Source organism: Enterobacter cloacae complex sp. SHL022, assembly GCF_049237785.1.
In the GTDB taxonomy this organism is placed as follows: domain Bacteria; phylum Pseudomonadota; class Gammaproteobacteria; order Enterobacterales; family Enterobacteriaceae; genus Enterobacter; species Enterobacter hormaechei_C.
Genome location: NZ_JBMKJH010000001.1, coordinates 367,608 through 388,203, shown reverse-complemented (window position 1 = coordinate 388,203; position 20,596 = coordinate 367,608). Strand labels below are relative to the sequence as shown.

General features: G+C 56.6%; 24 protein-coding genes and 1 pseudogene. 8 read left to right on the top strand and 17 right to left on the bottom strand.

What is annotated here, in order from left to right; all coding sequences use genetic code 11:
• Window positions 1-22 precede the first annotated feature (22 nt).
• Window positions 23-1,456: a DNA cytosine methyltransferase gene (locus tag ACOTZD_RS01925; protein WP_057979973.1), complete on the top strand. Its 1,434-nt coding sequence runs from the start codon at window positions 23-25 to the stop codon at window positions 1,454-1,456.
• On the top strand, window positions 1,437-1,928 hold the full coding sequence (locus ACOTZD_RS01920; protein WP_023324908.1) for a very short patch repair endonuclease: 492 nt from the start codon (window positions 1,437-1,439) through the stop codon (window positions 1,926-1,928). The genes ACOTZD_RS01925 and ACOTZD_RS01920 overlap by 20 nt, the downstream gene beginning before the upstream one ends.
• Here the strand turns inward: ACOTZD_RS01920 and yedA are convergent.
• Complete coding sequence (gene yedA / locus ACOTZD_RS01915) at window positions 1,900-2,814, bottom strand: drug/metabolite exporter YedA (protein ID WP_023324907.1); 915 nt, start codon at window positions 2,812-2,814, stop codon at window positions 1,900-1,902. The two genes, ACOTZD_RS01920 and yedA, sit on opposite strands and share 29 nt — an antisense overlap.
• A 178-nt stretch (window positions 2,815-2,992) precedes the next feature.
• On the opposite strand from yedA, the gene ACOTZD_RS01910 reads away from it, so the two are divergent.
• The 3 genes from ACOTZD_RS01910 to dgcQ all read left to right on the top strand — a co-directional run bounded on the left by ACOTZD_RS01910 (window position 2,993) and on the right by dgcQ (window position 5,949).
• Window positions 2,993-3,904: a DUF808 domain-containing protein gene (locus ACOTZD_RS01910; RefSeq protein WP_003859571.1), complete on the top strand. Its 912-nt coding sequence runs from the start codon at window positions 2,993-2,995 to the stop codon at window positions 3,902-3,904.
• A 77-nt stretch (window positions 3,905-3,981) separates the two neighbouring features.
• Complete coding sequence (locus ACOTZD_RS01905; protein ID WP_003859574.1) at window positions 3,982-4,164, top strand: YodC family protein; 183 nt, start codon at window positions 3,982-3,984, stop codon at window positions 4,162-4,164.
• A gap of 84 nt (window positions 4,165-4,248) precedes the next feature.
• Window positions 4,249-5,949, top strand: coding sequence for a cellulose biosynthesis regulator diguanylate cyclase DgcQ (gene dgcQ, locus ACOTZD_RS01900; protein ID WP_063158941.1), 1,701 nt, complete (start codon window positions 4,249-4,251; stop codon window positions 5,947-5,949).
• On the opposite strand, the gene ACOTZD_RS01895 is transcribed toward dgcQ, so the two are convergent.
• Window positions 5,934-6,734, bottom strand: a complete 801-nt coding sequence (locus ACOTZD_RS01895; RefSeq protein WP_003859579.1) for a mannosyl-3-phosphoglycerate phosphatase-related protein — start codon at window positions 6,732-6,734, stop codon at window positions 5,934-5,936. The genes dgcQ and ACOTZD_RS01895 overlap by 16 nt on opposite strands.
• Window positions 6,735-7,029: 295 nt before the next feature.
• The gene (gene yodD / locus ACOTZD_RS01890; protein ID WP_017383339.1) at window positions 7,030-7,257 is read right to left on the bottom strand and encodes a YodD family peroxide/acid resistance protein; all 228 of its coding nucleotides are present in this window, start codon (window positions 7,255-7,257) and stop codon (window positions 7,030-7,032) included.
• 128 nt (window positions 7,258-7,385) lie between these two features.
• Between yodD and dsrB the strand changes: the two genes are divergently transcribed.
• Window positions 7,386-7,574: a protein DsrB gene (gene dsrB / locus ACOTZD_RS01885; protein ID WP_003859583.1), complete on the top strand. Its 189-nt coding sequence runs from the start codon at window positions 7,386-7,388 to the stop codon at window positions 7,572-7,574.
• A 99-nt stretch (window positions 7,575-7,673) separates the two neighbouring features.
• On the opposite strand, the gene rcsA is transcribed toward dsrB, so the two are convergent.
• From rcsA to fliF, 14 genes and pseudogenes are all read right to left on the bottom strand, one after another.
• On the bottom strand, window positions 7,674-8,297 hold the full coding sequence (rcsA, locus tag ACOTZD_RS01880) for a transcriptional regulator RcsA (RefSeq protein WP_003859584.1): 624 nt from the start codon (window positions 8,295-8,297) through the stop codon (window positions 7,674-7,676).
• A gap of 290 nt (window positions 8,298-8,587) precedes the next feature.
• Window positions 8,588-9,380 (bottom strand): annotated as a pseudogene (fliR, locus tag ACOTZD_RS01875) (flagellar biosynthetic protein FliR); the annotation flags it as partial.
• 6 nt (window positions 9,381-9,386) lie between these two features.
• Window positions 9,387-9,656: a flagellar biosynthesis protein FliQ gene (gene fliQ, locus ACOTZD_RS01870; protein WP_059371174.1), complete on the bottom strand. Its 270-nt coding sequence runs from the start codon at window positions 9,654-9,656 to the stop codon at window positions 9,387-9,389.
• 10 nt (window positions 9,657-9,666) lie between these two features.
• Entirely contained in the window at window positions 9,667-10,404 is a 738-nt protein-coding gene (gene fliP, locus ACOTZD_RS01865) for a flagellar type III secretion system pore protein FliP (RefSeq protein WP_003859589.1), read from the bottom strand.
• The gene (gene fliO, locus ACOTZD_RS01860; protein WP_003859591.1) at window positions 10,404-10,778 is read right to left on the bottom strand and encodes a flagellar biosynthetic protein FliO; all 375 of its coding nucleotides are present in this window, start codon (window positions 10,776-10,778) and stop codon (window positions 10,404-10,406) included. The genes fliP and fliO overlap by 1 nt, the downstream gene beginning before the upstream one ends.
• A 2-nt stretch (window positions 10,779-10,780) precedes the next feature.
• A complete protein-coding gene (fliN, locus tag ACOTZD_RS01855) occupies window positions 10,781-11,194 on the bottom strand; it encodes a flagellar motor switch protein FliN (protein ID WP_003859592.1) in 414 nt (137 codons plus the stop codon).
• Window positions 11,191-12,195 (bottom strand): flagellar motor switch protein FliM, encoded by a 1,005-nt coding sequence (fliM, locus tag ACOTZD_RS01850; RefSeq protein WP_003859594.1) that lies wholly within the window; start codon window positions 12,193-12,195, stop codon window positions 11,191-11,193. Before fliM ends, fliN begins: the two co-directional genes overlap by 4 nt.
• Before the next feature lie 4 nt (window positions 12,196-12,199).
• A complete protein-coding gene (gene fliL, locus ACOTZD_RS01845) occupies window positions 12,200-12,670 on the bottom strand; it encodes a flagellar basal body-associated protein FliL (RefSeq protein ID WP_003859598.1) in 471 nt (156 codons plus the stop codon).
• A gap of 106 nt (window positions 12,671-12,776) precedes the next feature.
• Window positions 12,777-13,991, bottom strand: coding sequence for a flagellar hook length control protein FliK (fliK, locus tag ACOTZD_RS01840; protein WP_023324905.1), 1,215 nt, complete (start codon window positions 13,989-13,991; stop codon window positions 12,777-12,779).
• Complete coding sequence (gene fliJ / locus ACOTZD_RS01835; RefSeq protein ID WP_006811155.1) at window positions 13,988-14,431, bottom strand: flagellar export protein FliJ; 444 nt, start codon at window positions 14,429-14,431, stop codon at window positions 13,988-13,990. Before fliJ ends, fliK begins: the two co-directional genes overlap by 4 nt.
• 21 nt (window positions 14,432-14,452) lie before the next feature.
• Window positions 14,453-15,823 carry a flagellar protein export ATPase FliI gene (gene fliI, locus ACOTZD_RS01830; RefSeq protein WP_003859604.1) on the bottom strand — a complete coding sequence of 457 codons (1,371 nt, stop codon included), beginning with the start codon at window positions 15,821-15,823 and terminating at the stop codon, window positions 14,453-14,455.
• The gene (gene fliH, locus ACOTZD_RS01825) at window positions 15,823-16,530 is read right to left on the bottom strand and encodes a flagellar assembly protein FliH (protein WP_045346618.1); all 708 of its coding nucleotides are present in this window, start codon (window positions 16,528-16,530) and stop codon (window positions 15,823-15,825) included. The genes fliI and fliH overlap by 1 nt, the downstream gene beginning before the upstream one ends.
• The gene (gene fliG, locus ACOTZD_RS01820; protein ID WP_003859608.1) at window positions 16,523-17,521 is read right to left on the bottom strand and encodes a flagellar motor switch protein FliG; all 999 of its coding nucleotides are present in this window, start codon (window positions 17,519-17,521) and stop codon (window positions 16,523-16,525) included. The genes fliH and fliG overlap by 8 nt, the downstream gene beginning before the upstream one ends.
• Window positions 17,514-19,196, bottom strand: coding sequence for a flagellar basal-body MS-ring/collar protein FliF (fliF, locus tag ACOTZD_RS01815; protein WP_045617692.1), 1,683 nt, complete (start codon window positions 19,194-19,196; stop codon window positions 17,514-17,516). Before fliF ends, fliG begins: the two co-directional genes overlap by 8 nt.
• A 228-nt stretch (window positions 19,197-19,424) precedes the next feature.
• Here fliF and fliE point away from each other — a divergent pair, with 228 nt between their 5' ends.
• A complete protein-coding gene (fliE, locus tag ACOTZD_RS01810) occupies window positions 19,425-19,739 on the top strand; it encodes a flagellar hook-basal body complex protein FliE (protein ID WP_003859612.1) in 315 nt (104 codons plus the stop codon).
• 75 nt (window positions 19,740-19,814) lie between these two features.
• Entirely contained in the window at window positions 19,815-20,228 is a 414-nt protein-coding gene (gene yedD / locus ACOTZD_RS01805) for a lipoprotein YedD (RefSeq protein ID WP_022648547.1), read from the top strand.
• Window positions 20,229-20,596: the final 368 nt, after the last annotated feature.

The following is a 20,596-nucleotide window of genomic DNA, read 5'->3' as shown; positions in this document are numbered from 1 at the left end:
TCTTTATTGTCCGGTTAAGAGAATGCAGGAAAATCGATCAGTGACTGTGCCCGCGCCTGAGCGGGTTGAGAAATCAACGGCAGCCGTGCAGGCACTCCTGCGTCAGCTGCTGGAAATGTATGATGCTAAAACGCTGGCAAACCAGCTGGTGGCCCATGGCGAGAGTCACTGGAGCCCGGCGATACTCAAGCGGTTGCTGATAAGCGACAGGGCAGGGCACCGCCTGAGCGACGGCGAGTTCCGTTATCTGCGCAACCTGCTGCCGCGTCCTCCTGCTGCGCATCCGAATTATGCCTTTCGATTTATCGATCTCTTTGCCGGTATCGGCGGCATTCGCCATGGCTTTGAAGCTATTGGCGGGCAGTGTGTGTTCACCAGTGAATGGAATAAACATGCCGTCCGTACCTATAAAGCCAACTGGTATTGCGACCCCGACGCGCACCAGTTCAACGCGGATATTCGTGATGTCACGCTGAGCCACAAAACTGGCGTCAGCGATGAAGAGGCCGCCGAACACATTCGCAATACCATTCCGGCGCACGATGTGCTGCTGGCAGGCTTTCCGTGTCAGCCGTTCTCGCTGGCTGGCGTGTCGAAAAAGAACGCGCTGGGACGCGCACACGGCTTTGCCTGTGATACGCAGGGCACACTGTTTTTTGACGTTGCCCGGATTATTGATGCCCGCCGCCCGGCAATTTTTGTGCTGGAGAACGTCAAGAATTTAAAGAGTCATGACGGCGGCAAAACCTTCCGCATTATCATGCAAACGCTGGATGAACTGGGTTACGACGTGGCGGATGCAGAGGATATGGGGCCGGACGATCCGAAAATTATCGACGGCAAACACTTCCTGCCACAGCACCGCGAACGTATTGTGCTGGTGGGTTTCCGCCGCGATCTCAATCTAAAAGGCGATTTTACGCTGCGTGATTTGCCTTCGCTGTATCCGGCGCGCCGCCCGACGGTGGCCGATCTGCTGGAGCCCGCCGTCGATGCAAAATTCATTCTGACCCCGGTGCTGTGGAAATACCTCTATCGCTATGCCAAAAAGCATCAGGCCAAAGGCAATGGCTTTGGGTTTGGCATGGTCAATCCGCTTAATCCTGACAGCGTGACGCGTACGCTGTCGGCGCGCTATTACAAAGATGGCGCGGAAATTCTTATCGATCGGGGCTGGGATAAGGCGCTGGGCGAAAAAGATTTCGACGATCCACAGAACCAACAGCACCGACCGCGGCGCTTAACGCCGCGCGAGTGCGCTCGCTTAATGGGCTTTGAGACGCCGCAGGGCTACAGTTTTCGCATCCCCGTGTCGGACACCCAGGCCTATCGTCAGTTTGGCAACTCGGTGGTAGTGCCCGCCTTTGCCGCCGTAGCTAAACTGCTGGCCTCACGTATCAGCAAGGCCGTTCAGCTTCGTCAGAGTGAGGCCGTCAATGGCGGACGTTCACAATAAGGCCACGCGCAGTAAAAACATGCGTGCCATCGGCACGCGTGATACCGCGATCGAAAAACGGATCGCGGGCCTCCTGACCGCCGTCGGGTTTGAATTCAGGGTTCAGGATGCCACGCTTGCCGGGCGTCCTGATTTCGTCATCGACGCGTACCAGTGCATCATCTTTACCCACGGCTGTTTCTGGCATCATCATGACTGCTATCTGTTTAAAGTCCCGGCGACACGCACCGACTTCTGGCTGGACAAAATTGGCAGGAACGTCGAGCGTGATAAACGCGATGTTTCGCAGCTTTACGCTCAGGGCTGGCGGGTGCTGATTGTCTGGGAGTGCGCGCTGCGCGGAAGAATGAAGCTGAATGACGTGGAACTGACGGAGCGGCTGGAAGAGTGGATCTGCGGCGGCGGTCAGGCCGCGCAGATCGATACCCAGGGCATTCACCCGATCACGGTTTCTCCACCTCACACCTCGTAACAATCGGTTTCGCGGGCAGCAAATATTTACCCAGCGTGACCAGCACCACGGCAAAGACAATCACGCCCAGCGCCAGCCATTCAATCGTCGACAGCACTTCGCCCGCAAAACCGGTACCCAGCAGCACGGCCACCACCGGGTTAACGTAGGCGTAGCTGGTGGCAACCGCCGGTGAGACGTTGCGAATCAGGTACATATAGGCACTGATAGCGATAATGGAGCCAAACAGCGCCAGATACCCGACGGCCAGGAAACCTGAAAGGTCTGGCATCGCCGTCAGTTTTTCACCCGTCAACGCGGAGGCCATCAGCAGCACAATGCCTGCCGCGAGCATCTCAATGGCACCCGCCATCATCCCGGAAGGCAGCTCGATGCGGGAACCGTAGACCGAGCCGAAGGCCCAGCTCATGGAGCCGATCATGATCAGAACGGCAGCCCAGGGGTTCCCGCTCAGGTTACCGCCGCTGTTCAGCAGGATGATACCCACAAGCCCAATCGCGATGCCCAGCCATTCGAGCTTACGGGTGCGGATCCCGAAGAGACGACTAAAGCAGAGCGTAAACAGCGGCACGGTCGCGACGACCACGGCGGCGATGCCCGACGGTACGTTCTGGTGCTCGGCGACGGTTACCGCGCCATTGCCCACCGCCAGCAGCAGCAGGCCAATCAGGGCGGCGTTAAGCAGGGGACGCAGCGGCGGTAGCCTGTGGCCGCGCAGCAATAAAAATGCCATCAGCAGCACGCCGGCCGTAAGGAAACGAATACCGGCCATCATCAGCGGGGGCCAGCTTTCCACGCCTATACGAATGACAAAATAGGTGGATCCCCAGATGATATAAAGAGAAAAGAGTGCTCCAATGAGCGGTAATAAATGCCGAAAACGCATAGTCCCTCACGACGAAATAAAAAGTTCGCTCATAGTTAACGCCAAAACTATCGGGCTGGCGAGTGCTTTAATTGTGTAGTTAATGTGAAATTTTTGTTGACGTGAGGTGCCTGTTTCCGGGCGGTGAGTTTTGTTCCATACTATTCACTTAATTAGCAAAAAAAGAAGGATAGAGATTTTGGCAGGAAGTAGCTTATTAACATTGCTGGATGATATCGCCACCTTGCTGGATGACATTTCGGTTATGGGAAAACTGGCGGCGAAAAAAACCGCCGGGGTACTGGGAGATGATTTGTCGTTGAACGCGCAGCAGGTCAGCGGCGTGCGGGCGAACCGTGAGTTGCCGGTGGTGTGGGGCGTAGCGAAAGGGTCCTTTATTAACAAGGTGATCCTCGTTCCGCTGGCGTTGCTGATTAGCGCCTTTATACCCTGGGCCATTACGCCCCTGCTGATGATTGGCGGGGCGTTCCTGTGCTTCGAGGGTGCCGAAAAAGTGTTGCATATGTTCGCTGCACGCAAAGAGAAAGACACCCCGGAAATGCGCCAGCAGCGTCTGGAAGCGCTGGCCGCGCAGGATCCAAAAACGTTCGAGCGCGATAAGGTCAAAGGCGCGATCCGTACTGACTTCATCCTCTCGGCCGAAATTGTGGCGATTACGCTGGGGATCGTCTCAGAGGCCCCTCTGATGAACCAGGTGCTGATCCTGTCCGGCATTGCGATCCTCGTGACGATAGGGGTTTATGGTCTGGTCGGGCTGATCGTCAAGCTGGACGATATCGGCTTCTGGCTGGAAAAAAAATCCAGCGCAATTGCGCGCGGCATCGGGAAAAGCCTGCTGGTGGTAGCGCCGTGGCTGATGAAAACCTTATCGGTGGTGGGAACCCTGGCAATGTTCCTGGTCGGCGGTGGAATTATCGTGCACGGTGTTGCTTCGCTGCATCACATGATTGAACATTTTGCGTCAGGCCAGGGAGCGGTAGTCGCTGCGATCCTGCCCACACTGCTTAACCTCGTGCTGGGCTTTATCGTCGGTCTGATTGTGGTAGCCGTTGTTAAGCTGGTTGAAAAAGTACGCGGGAAATCGCATTAATTATTGCTGACCCCGGGTGCAAAAAGACTATTCCTCGTCTAAATTGAAAACGTTTCACCCTGATACAGGAGGCAGGTATGGTCTTTTTGATCAGTGATGAAGTTAAGCCTAAAAATGGTGGTCCAGGCATGATCGTCACCGGGTATTCCAGCGGAATGGTGGAGTGTCGGTGGCATGATGGATACGGCATTAAGCGGGAGGCTTTTCGTGAAGACGAGCTTCAGCCTGCTAATAAAAGGCAAAAACGCGACAAGGCTTAATCACACAACGCCCGGCCTTGCCGGGCGTTTTTACTGGCAGAAGACTTATCATATCGGATGGTGAGCGACAATCAGGGAGTGTGTGTGCAGCACGATACCTTTGTTGTAAAACAATCTTTTTTGCAGTGGCTGCATAAGCGTAGCAATCCCAGTTTGATTGTTAACCTCTGTTTTATCGTTGTCCTGATTTTTTCCACTCTCCTGACCTGGCGCGAAGTTGTGGTACTGGAAGATGCTTATATCTCCAGCCAGCGTAACCATCTGGAAACGGTTGCCAGTGCGCTGGACAGACAGCTTCAGTTCAGCGTCGATAAAATGCTGTTTTTTCGCCACAGCATGCATGATGCGCTGGAAACGCCGCTGGCGTTTGGCGCGCTGCATGATGCGGTAAAGCGTTTTGCGCATTTGCGCACGTCTCCCACCTGGCAAATTGCGGTTGATAAACGGCGCACATTACCGATCAACGGTGTTTCGGATGCCTTCGTTGAAAAGACCACTCTTCTGAACCGTGATGATGAGTACCTTGATAATGAATTGTCCGCGGCGCTTGAAGTGGGGTATTTACTGCGTCTGGCATCCAGCCCTTCCCGCAACGAAGAGCGCGTGATTTATGTCTCTCGCGCCGGATTCTTTCTGGAAACGGATACGCCGGGAAATTCCAGCGATATCGTGCAGCGCTATTATCATCTGGTCACTCAGCCCTGGTTTACCCAACAGTCCGAGCGTGAAAACCGTGCGCGTGCCGTGCGCTGGTTTATCTCGCCGCCTTCCTCTTTTGTGGGCAAAAAGCCGCTGATTACCGCCAGCGTGCCGGTTTATTACCATCACGTCTGGTATGGCGTGGTGGCGATGGATTTCACCTTTGCCACCCTGCGTCGCCTGCTGGTGGAAGCCGTGGGCGATAACCCGGAAGGGGAATACCAGCTGTATGACAGCCGGCTTACCCTGCTTGCGACATCTGAGTCACCTGCTGTGGACGTTAATCATTTTGACGCGCGCGAATTAGCCCAGTTAGCGCACGCGATAGAATCGGATTCCGAAGGCGGCATTCGTCTGGGGAGTCGTTTTGTCAGCTGGGAGCGTCTTGACCATTTTGATGGCGTCATCCTGCGCGTGCACACCCTGGATGAAGGGGTGCGCGGCGATTTCGGTAGCATCAGCATTGTGCTGGCATTGCTTTGGGCGCTGTTCACCGCGATGCTGCTCATCTCATGGCTGGTGATCCGGCGCATGGTCAGTAATATGTATTCGATGCAGAACTCGCTGCAATGGCAGGCCTGGCATGACCCTCTGACCCGGCTGAATAATCGTGGATCGCTGTTTGATCAGGCGAAAATACTGGCGAAGCAGTGTGAACAGCAGTCGCTTCCTTTCTCGGTCATTCAGATCGATCTTGACTGCTTCAAGAGTATCAATGATCGGTTCGGGCATCAGGCGGGTGATAAGGTGTTGTCCCATGCCGCGGGGCTGATTGCCAGCACCCTCCGTGATAAAGATATTGCCGGACGTGTCGGGGGGGAAGAGTTCTGTGTGGTGCTGCCCGGCATGACGCTTGAAGAGGCGGCGGAAGTCGCAGAGCAGATCCGCGAGCGTATCGACAGCAAAGAGATCCTGATTAAGAAAAGTACCACCCTGCGCGTGAGTGCGTCGTTTGGCGTCTCTGGTGCGCAGGAGAAGGGCAATTATCACTTCGAAAATCTGCAATCCACCGCCGATGCGCGTCTGTATGAGGCGAAACAGCGCGGGCGTAACCGGGTCATCTGGCAAGATCACCTCAAAAAGTAATCAAGTCCCTCGCACCAGCCGGTCGGCCCGGTGTGCTGAGTGTGATAAACCCGGGCTGGATCGTTGTTTATAAGGCTGATACCCTCCCGGTTGAAGCCTTTCACCACCACGGCGAAGCCTACGCTGTCCAGCAGCGGGGCATCATTGGGGCCGTCGCCCAGGCCCAGCGTCGTCGGTTCGTAGCCCTCGTGCAGGCGATACTGGTCCACAAGCCAGTGAACCGCCACGTCTTTGCCGCAGCAGGTGTCCAGAATATGCCAGAAGCGTGCACCCTGGACGATCTTCAGCCGCTGCCGGGCGAGTTCGGCGGCAAAGTATCTCATTTGTTCATCACTGTCACGCCAGATCAGCGTCACGGAAGCCTCGTGCTTGCGCGCAAGCACCGAACGGGGACGGCTCAGCCCGGTCCATTCGGCGACTACGTGCTCGTCCACATCATCGAAGGTGGTGAATTTCAGATGCATCTCCTGGCGTACCCGGGCAATACACTGCCGGATATCGTCATGCTTCTTTTCTGAGATGAACCGTGCGGCGTTTTCCCACCGTACGTCAGGCTGGATCACCGCGCCGTTTTCCGCAATGTAGGGCAGCCCGCCAAGCCCCAGTTCCTGCTGGATGTCATCCATCTCGGACGCGGTTTTGCTGCTGCACAGAATGACCGGTATCTGTTCATCCATTAATTTTTCCAGCCACGGGGCCGCAGGCTGCCAGTCAAGGGTGTGAAAATCCAACAGCGTGCCGTCGAGGTCGGTAAAGACAAGAAGAGTCTCCTCAAGCGAAGGCATAATGTCTCCCGGATGATGATTTTTCCTAAGAAAAATCTTAAAAAAAATAGGCATTGAAGCGCCGTTTAAGTGGAAACGATCCCGACAAACCCACACGCGGCGCAGGTTTATACTCATAACCAAAATTCACATGTATAAAATATAATATTCGCTAAGAGAATATATGCTTGTAAGACAATTCTGTTGGGGATAATGTCTTACCTGCACCAGATTTCCTGGTGTAACGAATTTACAAGTGCTTCTTGCATAAGCAAGTTTGATCCCGGTCATCCCCTTGACCGGGATTTTTTTCGTCTTAGCGGTTCGTCTCCGAGACGCTAAAGTCATGGATATCCAGCTCGAATGCTTCAGCCAGTTCACGGTAGGTATGGTAATCCCGACCATTGACCACGACACGGTCTGAATTATCCTCCGCGCGATGAACTTCGGACTCACTAATTTCATTGATGGCGGCAAGCAGGGCATCGACATCCACTTCAACCTCACGCTTAATGGTGTCGCTGTACTCTTTGTCAGTCTTCATGGCGGGCTCCTCATTTAACCGTCTCAACAGCTAAGTATAGACCGCACACAAAAACGCCATTCGCGCCAGGCGGCGATGCCAGGCAATGTAATTTGTTCTACACTGGCTCAAAACCACAGGAGGAATGTATGAAGGTCAACGATCGGGTAACCGTCAAAACGGACGGTGGGCCGCGCCGCCCGGGCGTGGTTCTGGCAATAGAAGAGTTTAATGAAGGCACAATGTATCTGGTGTCGCTGGAAGATTACCCGCTCGGCATCTGGTTCTTCAACGAACTGGGGCACCCGGATGGGATCTTTGTAGAAACGGCGGAATAGGGCGGCGTCGGGGGCGTCTTCTCCCCGGCTCCGGCTGCTTAAATGCAAAATCTCTGGCCAGGCCAGAGATCAAGGTAGGGTACAACATGGCCGTGCAAATTAGCGCATATTAACGAAAATCCCATTCGTCACATTATCTGTCAGGCGTACGACATGGTATATCACTTGCTTATTATGCGTTTTAATTTTCCTTTTAATATTTCCTTTGTGTGACGATACTGTTTTTGCCTTGATATTCATCTGGTCTGAGATCTGAATTGTCCCTTGTCCAGCCATCCACATTCTTAGCATACTTGATTCAGTTCTGCTTAATGATAGGGTGGGTAAGTTAATCGCCCCTACATTCTTAACTTCTTTATTCAAATAATCGCCCAGAATGTCATCAAGTGACTCTGGTTTAATCGATTTCGAGCTGATTAATAAGTTTTTACGCACCAACAAATACTCATCGAAATGAATATTGGCGATCGCCATAAAAACAATAAACAGGGTCTTAGGATGCTGATTAATGATCTGCTTAATGTGCTGACTGTTAGCGGGGTCGTGAATGAAACAGTCCTCATTAATAAACACCACGCCGGGCTTGTGGGCGTCACAAGCGGCTGCGAGTTCTTCAACGGTGTGTGCATCGTTGATGTCTCTCTTTCTAACCCCTCTGCTTGCTAAGTACCCGGTTAACCCTAGCCGGGTGTAGCTGCATAAATCCATAATGATCGTTGACATGGCATACCCTCACTCAATGCGTAACGATAATTCACCACCTGCCTGAGAGCTCATAAACAGCCATACGGGATGGAAAAAATCTAATAAAACCTGTGAGCATGACAAAGACTTTCAGGCGAACTCACTATCCCGTAAAGTTACGTATAATTTGCCAGGAATCATCTTAAAGTAAAGTAAATATTAAGTATTGTGAGGTGGTTAGAAACATTTAAACCGCGTCAGATATATCCTGGTAGATGTTTTTCGAGATTATTTTTAGGAATATCCTCAGAAAGACATTGCAAACACTGCGGGTTATTATTTGCGTGGAAGTTCGCTAACAATATCCGCTAACAGATTGAATATCTCACTGAATAAATGTTCGCAGAAGGGGGCGATAAGTGGCATCAATAATGACATTAATAAAAGGCCAACCGTCAACGTCACCGGAAAGCCGATGACGAATACCGACAGCTGCGGAGCCATTCGGTTGAGTAAACCTAATGCGAGGTTAACGGTGAGCAGCAGGGTAATGATCGGCAGCGCCAGCATCAGCCCGTTGAGGAAGATCAGCCCGGCAGCCCTCACCAGCGCCAGAAACGCGTTGCTGTTTACCGGGTTGTCGCCAATCGGCAGCGTGTGGAAGGTGTCCACCAGCATCGAGATGAGCCACAGGTGGCCGTTGAACGAGAGAAACAACAGCATCGCCAGCAGGTCGATAATACGCGCCAGCACGGGCATATTCAGGTGGCTGCCCGGGTCAACGAACGTCGCGAAAGACAGGCCCATTTGCAAACCGATAAGTTCACCCGCCGTTCGTACCGCGGCGAAGGCGAGCTGCATCGTGAACCCGACCGCCACGCCAATCATCACCTGTTGCAGGGCAATCCAGATCGCATTCGGGGAAAAGATCGGGATATCCACCGCCGGCAGGGAAGGGGCAACGATAATCGTGATAACCATGCCCAGCCCAATTTTGACGCGTTTAGGCACCGACTTTTCACTGAGTATGGGGGCGGTGGAGATCAGCGCCATGATGCGCAGCATCGGCCAGAAATAGATCCCGAGCCACTGAACAAACTGATCGCTGGTGAAATGCAGCATCGTCCGTCAGCCGATGATGTAAGGCAGATTGGTGAACAGGTTGCGCATATAGTCCAGCAGCAAATTGAGCATCCATGGCCCGGCAACGATAATCGCCACGAAGACGGCAATGATCTTCGGGATGAACGACAGGGTCATTTCGTTAATCTGCGTGGCGGCCTGGAGAATACTGATAAGCAGACCGGTGACTAGCGCAACCAGCAGCAGGGGCGCGGCGACGGCAATCGCGACTTTCATCGCCTCCGTGCCCATCATCATGACCGACTCAGGCGTCATTGCGCGCTCCTCAACTGTAGAAACTCTGCGCCAGCGAGCTGACCAGCAGCTGCCAGCCGTCGACCAGCACGAACAGCATGATCTTAAAGGGCAGGGCAATGGTCGCGGGCGGAACCATCATCATCCCGAGCGCCATCAGGACGCTGGCGATCACCAGGTCAATAATCAGGAACGGAATGAAAATGGTGAAGCCAATCTGGAACGCGGTTTTCAGCTCGCTGGTGACATACGCTGGCAGCAGGATGCGCATCGGCACCGCTTCCGGTCCCTGTAACTCGCCCGTGTTAGCGAGACGGGCAAACAGGGCCAAATCCGCTTCGCGCGTCTGGCGAAGCATAAATTCACGTAATGGCTGAGCCCCCTTTTCCAGGGCAACCTGCATAGAAATTTTATCTTCGCTGAACGGCTGGTACGCCTCGGTGTAAATCTTGTCGATAACCGGCGACATAATGAAAAAGGTCAGGAACAGGGCTAGCCCCAGCAGCACCTGATTCGGCGGCGCGGAGGGCGTACCGAGCGCGTTGCGCAGCAGACCAAACACAATGATGATGCGGGTGAAGCTGGTCATCATCAGCAGGATCGCCGGGATAAAGGTCAGCGAGGTGATGAACACCAGCGTCTGCACGGACAGGGACCAGCTTTGTCCCCCGTTCGCCAGCGGAGTGGAAACCAGCCCCGGCAGTTGCGCATACACAGAGGGCGCGAACAGGCCCAGGCCTGCCAGCGTAAGGAATAACAAACGGCGCATCAGGATCTCCCGGGACGCTTGAGCAAACTCTTCATAACGGACTGGAAATCCGCAGGGGCCTGGGCGTTAGCCTCCACCGTGGCAGGCGCAGGGGGCAGCGTGTGAAGAACGTTAATGCTGGAGGCGGTCACGCCCAGCACCAGTCGCGCATCTTCCACCTCCACAATGACCACGCGTTCGCGCGGTCCTAGCGGGGTGCTGGCGCTGACCTTCAACCCGCGGGTACCGGCCGTTTTCCCCGCCAGACCGAAACGCTTTGCCAGCCAGGCGGCGATAAGGATAAAGGCAATAATACCGAACAGCGCGCCGCTCACCTGGAGCAGAGGTGAGCCGGGTACGGCGGAGGGCGCGGACAGTGTTGCCTGGGTTTTCATACTTAACGGCTCAGACGACGCATACGTTCGGAAGGGGTAATGATGTCGGTGATACGTACGCCGTATTTATCGGCCACCACCACCACTTCGCCTTGTGCAATCAGGTAGCCGTTGATCAGAATATCCAGCGGCTCACCCGCTAAACCGTCAAGCGCCACCACGGAACCCTGCGTCAGGCGCAGCAGCTCTTTAATGGTCATGCGGGTGCGACCCAGCTCAACGGTGAGCTTGACCGGAATGTCCATAATCAGGTCGATGTCCTGCAACGTGCCGCTGACGTCGCCGCCGCCTAACTGCTGAAAGACCGCGTCTGCCGCGCTTTTCGTCGGCGTTGTTTTCTGCTCGTTTAACGCGTCAGCCCACAGATCGTCCAGTGCTCCGCTGTTTTCATCGGACGGATTGTTCATGTCACTCATTTGGGCTGTTCCTCATTCAGCGAATTCAAAATCGGGTTGATCAAGTGCTCAACGCGTAACGCATACTGGCCGTTAATCGTGCCGTACTGGCTTGTCAGCACGGGTACGCCATCCACATGGGCAATAATGCGGTCGGGTTTATCTATCGGCAAAACGTCGCCGGGTTGTAATTTCAGGATCTGCGATAACCGCATGGAGATGTCGGCAAAGTTGGCTACCAGCTCCAGCTGCGAGTGCTGCACCTGACGCACCAGGTTCTCACGCCAGTTCTGATCTTCGTGACGTGAGTTCTCCAGCGGCGGGTTCACCAGCAGTTCGCGCAGCGGTTCAATCATGCTGAACGGCAGGCAGATGTTGAACTCACCCGTCAGGTTGCCGATCTCGACGTGGAACGGGGTATTCACGACGATGTCATTCGGGGAGGTGGTGATGTTGGTAAATTTCACCTGCATCTCGGAACGCACGTACTCCACTTCCAGCGGGTTAATCGCTTTCCACGCGTCGCTGTAGGATTCCAGCGCCAGCTTCAGCATGCGGTTAATCACGCGCTGTTCGGTATGGGTAAACTCCCGGCCTTCCACTTTGGTCGGGAAACGACCATCGCCACCGAACAGGTTGTCCACTGCGATGAACACCAGGCTTGGCGAAAACACCACCAGGCCGGTACCGCGCAGCGGTTTCAGATGGATCAGGTTAAGGTTGGTTGGCACCGGCAGGTTGCGGGCAAACTCATGATACGGCTGAATGCGGATGGCACCGACGGTGATATCCGGGCTACGACGCAGCAGGTTAAACAGCCCCATACGGAACTGACGTGCGAAACGTTCGTTGATGATCTCCAGCGCCTGTAAACGCTCGCGCACCACGCGACGCTGGGTATTGGGATCGTAGGGACGAATATTATCGTCGCCGGTCAGACCCGGTTTCGGTTCGTCACTCTTATCGCTGTCGCCGTTGAGCAGCGCATCGATTTCTGCCTGAGAAAGAATACTGTCGCCCATGTCGTTACCGCAGAATGAAGGCTGTATACAGAACGTCAGTGACTTCCTGCTTAGGTTGGCCGTTTACCAGCGGGGTCGCCAGCGTCTGTTTGATGGCATCGACCAGCTTTTGCTTGCCCACATCGGTGGCGAGCGCGGAGGCATCCTGACGAGAAAACAGCAGCAGCAGACGGCTACGCACTTCTGGCAGGTAGTCGTTCAGACGTGCACGGGTCGCTTCATCTTTCAGACGCAGCGTAATACCCACGTAAAGCACGCGATCCGCATCGCCCAGGTTCACGGTGAACGTATCCAGCGGGTAGAAGACCGGCGCCGGTGGAGGCGGCGCTTCAGCTTTGGCGGCCGCGCTGGAGGGTTCCTGCTGCATACGCCAGTAACTGTAGCCTGCGGTGGCGCAGGCCGCGAGGGTAATCAACACCAGCAGCGGGATCCAGATGGAACGCTTGCTTTTTTTGGTGATAGCGGAGTCTGTCATCTGATACGAGCTTCCTGTTTCGGTACAGCTTAATACGGTGATTATCCCGTGTCCGGCTTAGGTCAAAGCGTGGAAAAGACGGGGATAATCACGTTACCTCTGGCGTTTAGGCAAAGATGTCTACGGCACGGCTGCCGCGCGCGGCGGATTGCAGGGCGGCAGGGGCAGGCAATAACTCTTCACTCTCATCGTTAAACCCGCCATGCTGGCCGGAACGCGAAGCGTGCTGTTGCTGCCCGGATGAGGACTGCTGCTGCCCGGTAAAGCCCTCGCTGCTGACGCTGCTTTGGGAAAGCTGAATGCCGTTTTCCGCAAGCTGCGTGCGCAGGATCGGCAGGGCCGCTTCCAGCGCCGCGCGAACGTGGCTGTGGGGCGAAACCATCTGCAACTGTGCCTGGTTGTCATCCAGCTTAAGCGAAATTTGCACCTGACCCAGATCTTCCGGGTGCAGACGCAGCTCTGCGGTCTGCTGTCCCTGTCTGGTGAACAGGGTGATGTGCTGGCTCAGATTCTGCTGCCATTCGTGCGTGCCCAGCGGCTGGCTTAACACCGGCGCTGTCGCAACGGTAGCGGCAGGCTGTGAAGGCGCCAGGTGGCTGACGATCGGGGCCAGCGTCGCGGTTGGGCTGGCGGCAGGCGACGCCGCGCTCGCTACGTCCTGCTTCTCCGCGACGGCGGCGACGGCTGGCGTAACGGCTGCCGTGGCGGGCAGCGAGGTGTCGCTGTCCTGAACCGGCATTTTTTCCTGACCCGTTAACGCATGGCTAAGCGGCTGATGCTGGCCGTTATCCGTCTGGGCTAGCGCAGAGGGGAGGGCGGCACGGGGGGCGATCTCCCCGGTGCTCGCAGGCTGCGTCGCTACCGGGGTGGTGGTCTGCTGGTGCGGTAACATCGCCATCAGCGCGCTTAACCCGGCCAGCTCCTCTTCTTCAGTCGTGGTCTCGCTGTTTGTTTTCGCCTCCGGCTGGGTTAGCGCCTTCAGCGCATCCGTATTCGCGGCGGGTTTCAGGCCGGAGACGAGGCTTTGCAGGGAGACGGCGGTATCTTCATCAGTTAGAGTCTCCTGACGGGAGAGCAGTTCGGCGATTTTGGCCTGGAGCGTGGTATCACCGTTTTTTTCCTTTGCCGCTGTCGAGAGCTTGCTGCCCGCCGCTTTCAGATCCGCCAGCGTCAGCGGGGCATCTTTGCCTTTGCCGGTGGTCTCGGTCAGCGCGCCCGCCAGCAGAGAGAGAAAATCTTGCGCGCCCTCAGCGCCTTTCCCGGCAAGCGTGCCGCCGGACGGGTCGCTGTCGGTCATCAGCAGTTGTTGCAGTGTGATCATTCAGGTTTCCTCATTGATGCGCGCTGGGCAAACTCATCCATTTTTTTCTGATCCAGACGGTTTTCCGCCAGGGTCGAGGCTGCAATCTGCCGGTCCTGTAGGGTTTGCCAGGCCTGCAACCGCTGTTTTTTCTCGCGCCAGAAATTCAGCGCGGTATCGACTTTTTGCGTCCACTGGTTAAGCTGCTGGCGATGCTGCTCAATCGCCTTTTCCAGCGTCTGGATAAACTGCTGATAGTTAATCCAGCGCTGGCTACCAATGCCCTGCGTCATGTCGGTGTTAAGGTTGGTGCGATATTCATGCTGATAGTCGATTAACATCTTCAACTGTTCTTCAGCCTGCTGGCACCCGCGTCGCATTGCGCCAAGCTGCAATGCGGCATCATCAACTTCTTTTTCAGCCAGATCTTTCAGCGTTGATAACGCGCTGTTCTGCGCCATGACCTTCGCCCTCCACCTGTGTTACACCTGCGGGAAAATCAGCTCCAGTGCCTGGAGGGAATCTTCCCAGTCGGCGCGTTCAAAAATACCCTGTTGCAGAAATGCCTCCAGCTGCGGCCAGAGGGCAATCGCTTTATCGAGCATCGGGTCGCTGCCTTTGGCGTACGCCCCGACGCTTACCAGATCGCGGTTGCGCTGGAAGCTGGAGAGCAGTTGTTTGAAGTTACGCACGCGGGCGTAGTGTTGCTCGGTGATCAGGGCCGTCATCGCACGGCTGATCGACGCTTCAATATCAATGGCCGGATAGTGCCCGGCTTCGGCCAGACGGCGCGACAGCACGATATGGCCGTCGAGGATCGCGCGTGCGGAGTCGGCAATCGGGTCCTGCTGGTCATCACCTTCGGTCAGTACCGTATAGAACGCGGTGATGGAGCCGCCGCCGCTGATGCCGTTCCCCGCGCGCTCAACCAACGCCGGGAGCTTGGCGAAGACCGACGGCGGGTAGCCTTTGGTCGCGGGCGGCTCGCCGATGGCCAGCGCAATCTCACGCTGCGCCATCGCGTAGCGGGTCAGGGAGTCCATAATCAACAGCACGTGCTGGCCCCGGTCGCGGAAATCTTCCGCAATACGCGTGGCGTAGGCGGCACCCTGCATACGCAGCAGCGGCGACACGTCCGCAGGCGCGGCGATCACCACCGAGCGGGCGCGGCCCTCCGTACCCAGAATGTTTTCGATGAAATCTTTGACTTCGCGACCACGCTCACCAATCAGGCCAACGACGATCACGTCAGCCTGGGTATAACGCGCCATCATGCCGAGCAGGACCGATTTACCCACGCCGGAGCCGGCAAACAGCCCCATACGCTGGCCGCGTCCCACGGTGAGCAGGGCGTTAATCGGCCGCACGCCGGTATCCAGTACGTGCTCGATTGGCGTGCGTTGCAGCGGGTTGAAGGGTTGGGTGATCAGCGCGCCGGTTTCGGTGGTATCAGGGGAGGGCAGGCCATCGAGCGGTTTGCCGCTTCCGTCCAGGACGCGGCCCAGCAGCGCCGGACCGAGCGGGAGCTGTTTGCCGCTTTGCAGGCCGTCACCGCTAATGTTTTTCGCGTAGACGCGGGCGCCGGGCAAAATCCCTTCCACTTCTTCAAGGGGCATCAGAAACAGGCGCTGACCGTTGAACCCGACCACTTCGCTTTCCACTTCACGCGTGTCGCCCCCGTCCTGACGCTCAATCACGCAGGTGGCGCCGAGCGGAAGTTGCAGCCCCGTGGCTTCCAGAACCAGACCGGTGGCGCGCGTCAGGCGTCCATAACGACGAACGGATGGCAGCTGCGCCATCTTCGTTTCAAAATTATCAAGCGTGTTAAGCCAGCGCGTAAGGCGAGCGGTCATCAGACGACTCCCGGTGCCGCCAGGCGGCACAGTTCCTGCCAGCGGGTCGCGACGCTGGCATCCAGATCGCCCTCATCCGCCGAGACCTTACAGCCTCCGTGATGAAGTGACGGATCGCCGCGCAGCCGCCAGCCGTGCAGGCTCAGCGTAGCGCCGAGGCTCTCTTCCACGCGCTGCAAATCATCAGGATGAACGCGCAGCTGCGGTTTGCCGCTGAACAGCGGCTCCTGCTGGAGTAGCCCCTGGATCTGCTTAATCAGCGCGGCGTTATCCACTATCGGCGTCTGGCCGATCACCTGACGGGCCGCCTCCAGCGCCATCTGCATCAGGCGCGAGGCAATCACGCTGTCGAGCGCATCCAGCGTATGCTGAAACTCGCTCACCAGCTGCTGCATGCGGGCATGTAGCGGCGCCTGCTGCTGGCGCGCCTGCTCGATGCCCTGCTCTAAACCTTTCGCCAGCCCTTCCTGATAACCCTGTGCGTGCCCGGTCTGACGGCCTTCGTTCATCCCTGCATTGAAGCCCTGTTCGTGCGCCTGCATTTGCATCTGGGCCAGCAACTGGGCGCGCTGTTCCTCTTCACTCAGCTCGGGTTCGCCCGCCCCGGCGTCGCCCTCGTCGGACGACACAACGGCAGGGGTGAACTCTGCGCTGGGAGGGGAGAGGTCGTCAGGCGTCCAGCGCTTCCACGACAGTTCATCAGACATAGGTGTCGTCTCCGCTGCCAATCACCATCTCGCCGGTTTCGGCCAGTCGACGAACAATAAGCAGGATCGCTTTCTGTTCGTTTTCCACCTGAGACAGACGTACCGGGCCACGGTTGGCCAGGTCGTCGCGCAGGATATCGGCCGCACGCTGGGACATGTTGCGCAGGAACTTCTCGCGCAGCGGCTGCTCGGCGCCTTTGAGGGCGATAAGCAGCGATTCGGAGTCCACCTCCTGGAGCAGGCGCTGGATGCTGCGGTCGTCCACTTCGACCAGGTTTTCGAACAGGAACATCTCGTCGATAATTTTCTGCGCCAGCTCGCCGTCGAACTCGCGTACCGCCGTAATAACCGCCTCTTCCTGCTGCGTTTTCATCAGGTTGATGATTTCCGCTGCCGTTCTCACGCCGCCCATTTTGCTGCGCTTGAGGTTCTGGCCGTCGAGCAGGTTGTTCAGCACTTCGGTCAGCTCCGCCAGCGCGGCTGGCTGGACGCCGCCGAAGGTGGCGATACGCAGCATCACGTCGTGGCGCAGGCGCTCGTCGAACAGCGCAAGAATATCGGCCGCCTGGCCCCGTTTGAGATGGACCAGAATGGTGGCGATAATCTGCGGGTGCTCGTCGCGAATAAGATCGGCGGCGCTTTGCGGCTCCATAAAGTTGAGCGTTTCGATCCCACTGGCGGTGTCGCGCGTTTCGAGAATATCTTCCAGCAGGCTGGCGGCGCGCTCTTCGCCCAGCGCCTTAACCAGCACGGAGCGCAGGTATTCGTTGGCGTTGACGTTGAGGGCGGCAAACTGCTCGGCTTCCTGCTCAAACTCCGCCAGCACCTCGGTCAGCTGCTTGTTAGAGATCTGGCGCACGTTGGCCATCGCCGCGCTGAGGATCTGCACTTCTCGCTGGGAGAGGTGTTTAAACACCTCCGCCGCGCGATCTTCGCCAATGGTCATCAGCAGGATGACGCTCTTATCGGTGCCTGTAAGCGTATTACTCATGTTCGTTACCCATCCAACCGCGGATGACCAGCGCGACGACGCGCGGATCGTTATCTGACATTTCGCGAATGCGCTGGCTCATCACCTCTGCGCCCATGCGCTGGTTAGCACGACGCTGCTGCATCTGTTCATCTTTGCTGAGACGAACTTCAACCGCTTCTTCCTCGTCCGGACGCGCGTTCTTCTGTTCCAGCGCGGCTTTCTCGGCTTCAGCACGACGCTGTAGCTGAGGACGAACGCCCTTACGCCACAGCAGCCACGCGACAATCAGCACCAGCAGCCAGCGGCCTGCGGACATCAGCTGATCGAAGAACGCCTGCTGTTGCCAGAACGGCAGTTCGCCACCGGTCTCATCCACCGGGTTGAACGGTGAGTTCACAACGTTGAGGGTATCGCCACGTTTTTCAGAGAAGCCCATCGCTTCGCGGGTCAAATCTTCGATCTGCTTCATCTGCTCCGCCGTGAGCGGCAGCGGTTTACCGTCCGGCAGCGTTTTGTAGTTCACCACCACGGCAACAGAGAGACGCTGAATATCGCCCGTGTTCAGTTTGGTATGGCGGATGGTCCGGTCGACTTCGTAGTTGGTCGTTTCGTTACGGCTGCTGTTACGCGGGCCGGTACTGTTCGCGGTCGAGGTCGTCTGCTGATTCGTTTGCTGACCGTTCTGCGGGTTTGCCGGCGGGGTGGAGATTGGCGCGGCGTTGGCAGGTGCAGGCTGGTTAGAGAGCGCGCCCGGCACACCGCCAGGATACTGGCCGCCGACCTGTTCCGACTCATTGATCTGACGCGAGCGTAACACGGCGCGGGAGGCATCCCCGTTCGGAGCGTACTGCTCTTCGGTTTGTTCTTTATTCGAGAAATCAATCTGCGCGGTGACTTGCGCGTGTACGTTGCTGCTGCCGACCACCGGGCCCAGAATCGCTTCGATGCGACGCTGAAGACGGCCTTCCACGTCGGCGGCGTATTTCAGCTGGGCGTCGTTGAGATCGCGCCCGGCGGTGTTGGACTGCGTCAGCAGATGACCACTCTGATCCACCAGCGTGACGTTACCTGGCGGCAGACCGGCCACCGCGCTGGAGACCAGGTGCGTGACGGCGCTGATCTGCCCTTCATCCAGCGCACGGCCAGGTTCGAGGTTAACCGTCACAGAGGCAGAAGGGGACTTTTGTTCGCGGACAAACAGGGACGGCTTAGGCATCGCCAGGTGCACACGGGCACTTTTCACCGGGCCTAAGGTTTCAATCGTACGGGCCAGCTCACCTTCCAGCGCGCGCTGGTAGTTAACCTGCTCGCTGAACTGACTGATGCCGAATTTTTCCTGATCCAGCAGCTCAAACCCAACCGCGCCGCCTTTCGGCAGCCCCTGCTGGGCGAGACGCAGGCGAAGCTCGTGCACTTTATCTGCCGGTACTTCAAGTGCACCGCCGTTATCGGCAAAGCGATACGGGATGTTCATCTGGGTCAACTGGGTGACGATGGCACCGCCATCCTGGTCGGAAAGGTTGCTGTAGAGCGTGCGGTAATCGGGGCTTTTTGCCCATAAGACCATCGCGACAACGATCGCAATGGCGGCAGCGCCTGCCACAATCAACGGGATCTTAGGGTTGGCGCGAAGGCGGTTCATCCACTCGAGTGATTTATTCTGTGGCGCTGTCGATGCTGCTGTCGCACTCATTGCGCACCTCTTAAATCCTGGTGGTTTACGTTATTCGTGTAGAGAAACAAAACTGACTCCCGGGTCGGCAAACACGACAAAAGTTCCATACTGATGGCCCTGCCATTATTTGATGATTCGGGATTTTCTATGCGTCAAATAACCTGGTTTTTTAACGCTATTTACCGCCATTATCTTATTGACAAGCTGTTAGTCTTGACCTCGTAAAAAACCATCCAGGGGAGAGTCATGGCTATACAGGGCATTGAAGGGGTACTCAGTCAGTTACAGGCAACGGCGATGACCGCCCGTAATCAGAGCGTGGCTGACCAGCCGCCGGGCGTCAGTTTCGCCGGTCAACTGCATGCGGCGCTGGACCGGATCAGCGACAAGCAAAACGCGGCCCGTACCCAGGCTGAGAGATTTACCCTTGGCGAACCCGGCGTGGCGCTCAACGATGTGATGGCCGATCTGCAAAAAGCGTCGGTGTCATTGCAGATGGGGTTGCAGGTGCGTAACAAGCTGGTGTCGGCATACCAGGAAGTGATGGGGATGCAGGTTTAATCAATACCTATCTTACGCTGGCAGCCTGATGGCTTTAATGCCACAATATTTTTTTCTTCGCATGCAGGAAAGATGATGAAAAAAGTAGCAATTGTGGCTGCAATGCTGACGTTAGCGGGATGCGTTCAGGTCGAAAACTATCAGGAAGTGGTTAAGCATCCGGCACCTTCGCATCTGGCAGGTTACTGGCAGTCGAAAGGGCCGCAGAGCGCGATGGTGAGCCCGGAGGCGATTGCCACGCTGGTGGTGACGCCAGAGGGTGATACCCTGGATTGCCGTCAGTGGCAGCGCGTTATCGCGGTGCCGGGTAAGATCATGCTGCGTTCAGATGATTATTATAACGTGACCGAAAAACGAGACGTCTATCCGCTCGATCGTGATGGGGCGGCGCTGGAGTATGACGGCATGGAACTGTACAAGGTTGACCGCCCAACGGTGGAATGCGCAGATTACCTGAGCAAGAATCCGCTGGAGAGTAAGCTTCCGTAACTTTTAACCCGAAGCAAAAAACTTGTTTGAGAACGACTGAAGGCTTTCAGCGATGCTCTGGTCCGGCTGTAAATCGCTGAGGCGTTTCCTGTAGGCCGGGGCGAGGCGCAGGGATGCGCCGAGAGGGCGGGCTTTACAGGGATGTTACCTCCGCCCGTCCCCGATAAGCCGGAAGGAATAAGCCGAAGGCACCGCGAAGCGGCGATTTTCCGCCGGAAGCCCGGGTCGCCAGGGTGGTGGCGACTGAGCCACCCTGGCACGTTCACCGGTTATGTTGTGACAGAGTAGCAAGGAACATAAAGTGAACGGAATGACCACCAGAGCCGTATGTTCCCCCTCACCCCAGCCCTCTCCCTCAAGGGAGAGGG